The sequence below is a fragment of the Variovorax sp. P4_D9 genome (genome assembly GCF_056401695.1).
The window spans coordinates 1-2,616 of record NZ_JBFUIU010001054.1; the positions used below are offsets into that span (position 1 = coordinate 1).

Sequence of the window (2,616 nt, forward strand, 5' to 3'; positions counted from 1 at the left end):
CTCAAGAAGGACAAAATGCGAGGTGCAGAGGTGAAAGTGCTGCTGGTTGACGACTCTGTGGCAATACAGCAAAGCTTCGGAACGCTGCTGCAGACTGCACCGGGGGTCGCCGTCGTCGGATATGCGGACGACGTGGCCAGCGCGCTCGCCTTCATCAGTGCAAACCATCCGGACCTCGTCGTTCTGGATGCCAAGTTGCGTGGAAACGACCGCGGAATCGACGTACTGCGTTGTGTCAGGAAGTGCCATCCCGCCATCAACGTGGTCGTGCTCTCCCAGTTCAGCTGGGCCTCCATGGCGAATTTCAAGAGCTGCTGGAATTCGTGTCGTTCTACTCGACTCATGTCTGGCGCATGGACGCGACTTCGAGCGTCAGTCTTGCGACGGTGTGCTCAGGGATTGTTGAGCAGTACGGCAAGTCGAAGGCGCTGGAGGGTCTGCGCCAGGCTGCCAATGACATCATCGAGGACTTGAGCGACCGCCCGGCAGATGGAGTTGCGGCTCTCGACGAGGCACTCCGGGTCGCCGGGCTTCTGGCCGCGTCGGAAGTTCGGCGTCGCTACGCTTCGTCATACAAGCGCATCGTCAGGCGCGGCTCTATTCGCGACGACACGGAGTACTACCTCATCAACGGCATCGTTGTCGACCTTGGAAATGGCACCCCGGACGAAGAGCGCGCGATGCTTCAGCGGCTTCTTGACGCCTACGAACGAGCGGGCAAGTCAGTCCAGTAGCGGAGGGCATAACGTGGGACCGCCTCTCCTCCGAGCGAGCCCGAGTCTGCGGTGGACCCGCCGCCGACGTCACGCATGTGGCAGGATGCGGCCACAAGCGGCCGTAAAGGCGATACGTCCAATATGGACCTTTTCATTTGTCCGGGTGCCCCCCCAGCCCCACGCGTGTTCGTCTCTACGTGGCTGAGAAGAATGCGGTTCAGCCGGCTCTTAAGGTCACCGAGGTCGTCGTCAATCTTCAGGCTGGGGAACAGCGTCAGCAAGCGCACCTGGCGCGAAACCCCATAGGCAGGGTTCCCGTCCTTGAGGTCGAGGACGGCGTGTTTCTCACCGAATCGTTGGTCCATCGGCAACCACGCGCTACACCCGGTTCTCTCTTTCCGTGCGGAAGCGAGGCGACCGCGCCGACTTTGAAGAGATGTATGCGCGGTACACCCCGAGTCCTCACGGACGAACGCGGATGACCGTCTTCCCCGCGCGCCGCTCGGTCGAGTTGAAGGCGGCGACAGCTTTGTCGAGGGGCGAGACGTTGCCGATGTTCGTCCGCAGTCGTCCGTCCCGCACCCGCTGGACGATCTCACTCAGTTGGGCACGATCGGACTCGACAACGAAGTCGATCGCCAGGCCGTCGGCGGGCCGCGCCTCAGATGGCCCGACGATGGACACCAGCGTTCCTCCGGCTCGAATCAGGCGCGCGGACCGCTTCTGGATGTCGCCGCCGATGACATCGAACACCAGATCGACGCTGCCGATGTCTTCCAGCGTGTCGCCGTCGAGGTCGACAAACTCCTGCGCGCCGAAGTCGAGCGCCTTCTGACGGTCGGCCGCGCGTCCGGTGCCGATGACGTAAGCGCCGGCCTCTCGTGCGAGCTGCGTCACCATCGAACCGACTGCGCCGGCCGCGCCGTGCGCGATTACGCTCTGCCCCGCCCGAAGGCGGCCGTGCTCGAACAGTCCCTGCAACGCAGTGAGGCCCGAGATTGGCAGGCTCGCGCCCACTGTGAAGTCAACGTCGCCCGGCAGCGGCGCGAGGTTACGTGCCTCGATCGCCACGTACTCGGCCAGGGTGCCGTCGCGATGCCAGTCCGCGAGGCCGAACACTCGCTGTCCTACCGACAGTCCCGTCGTGCCGTAGCCGAGGGCGGTGACCACTCCAGCCAGCTCGTGCCCGGGGATCGATGGTGTTCGGTCACGGTCGCGACGATCGGTCCAGGTCGAGGGCCACGCCATCTCAGTCGGGACAAATCCCGACGCATGAACCTGAACGACGACGTCGTTTATCGCCGCCTGCGGCTCGGGCCGCTCCACCAGCGTCATCCCGGCCGTTCCCGCAGCCTGGTCCGTCACAACGATCGCCTTCATCGTCCACCTCCCTGTGCTAAGTCCTCGCCTGCACCGCAGCCGATCCACCCGTTGTCCCTCGGCGGGATATTGGACAGAAACGGATCGATCAGGATCTTGGCTGTGCCCGTATCGATGCGATATACGGAATGGCCGTACTTTCTCAGTTTCATGAAAATTGTCTCCTTGGTCATTGGTCTCTTTGCTGGAAATGTTGTAGGGATGGAAAGCCCCGGCAGGATCAGATGCCCGATTCCGTATATTCGGCTTGAGACATAGGAACTGGGGAATCAGCGTGTCAGGCAAATAGTTTTCGGTAGTGGGTGAAACCCGAGCGATCAGCGATGCGGTCGTAAAGCTGCCTGGCGTTATGGTTGGATTCGTGCGTCAGCCAGTACACGCGGGACGCCCCGCGACTTCTCGCATCCGCATAGACATGCTCGATCAGCGCGCGGCCGACGCCACTGCCACGTCCATCGGCCGCAACAAACAGGTCTTGAAGATAGCAATCGTCGCTCGTCGTCCAGCCAGATCGGTGGTA

Annotated in this window: 5 protein-coding genes and 1 pseudogene; 3 read left to right on the top strand and 3 right to left on the bottom strand. The window is 62.4% G+C overall.

What is annotated here, in order from left to right:
• Window positions 1–15: 15 nt before the first annotated feature.
• The 3 genes and pseudogenes from AC1DY5_RS50735 to AC1DY5_RS50745 form a co-directional block, all read left to right on the top strand.
• Window positions 16–237, top strand: a pseudogene (locus tag AC1DY5_RS50735) (response regulator transcription factor); the annotation flags it as partial.
• An 86-nt stretch (window positions 238–323) separates the two neighbouring features.
• A complete protein-coding gene (locus AC1DY5_RS50740; protein ID WP_478121872.1) occupies window positions 324–734 on the top strand; it encodes a hypothetical protein in 411 nt (136 codons plus the stop codon).
• Between the two features lie 137 nt (window positions 735–871).
• The gene (locus AC1DY5_RS50745; protein WP_478121868.1) at window positions 872–1,198 is read left to right on the top strand and encodes a glutathione S-transferase N-terminal domain-containing protein; all 327 of its coding nucleotides are present in this window, start codon (window positions 872–874) and stop codon (window positions 1,196–1,198) included.
• Here AC1DY5_RS50745 and AC1DY5_RS50750 read toward each other — a convergent pair.
• The 3 genes from AC1DY5_RS50750 to AC1DY5_RS50760 form a co-directional block, all read right to left on the bottom strand.
• Window positions 1,179–2,096 carry an NADP-dependent oxidoreductase gene (locus tag AC1DY5_RS50750; protein ID WP_478121869.1) on the bottom strand — a complete coding sequence of 306 codons (918 nt, stop codon included), beginning with the start codon at window positions 2,094–2,096 and terminating at the stop codon, window positions 1,179–1,181. The genes AC1DY5_RS50745 and AC1DY5_RS50750 overlap by 20 nt on opposite strands.
• Window positions 2,093–2,248, bottom strand: a complete 156-nt coding sequence (locus tag AC1DY5_RS50755; protein ID WP_478121870.1) for a hypothetical protein — start codon at window positions 2,246–2,248, stop codon at window positions 2,093–2,095. The genes AC1DY5_RS50750 and AC1DY5_RS50755 overlap by 4 nt, the downstream gene beginning before the upstream one ends.
• Window positions 2,249–2,373: 125 nt before the next feature.
• The coding region (locus AC1DY5_RS50760) for a GNAT family N-acetyltransferase (RefSeq protein WP_478121871.1) at window positions 2,374–2,616 on the bottom strand (243 nt) is incomplete at its 5' end.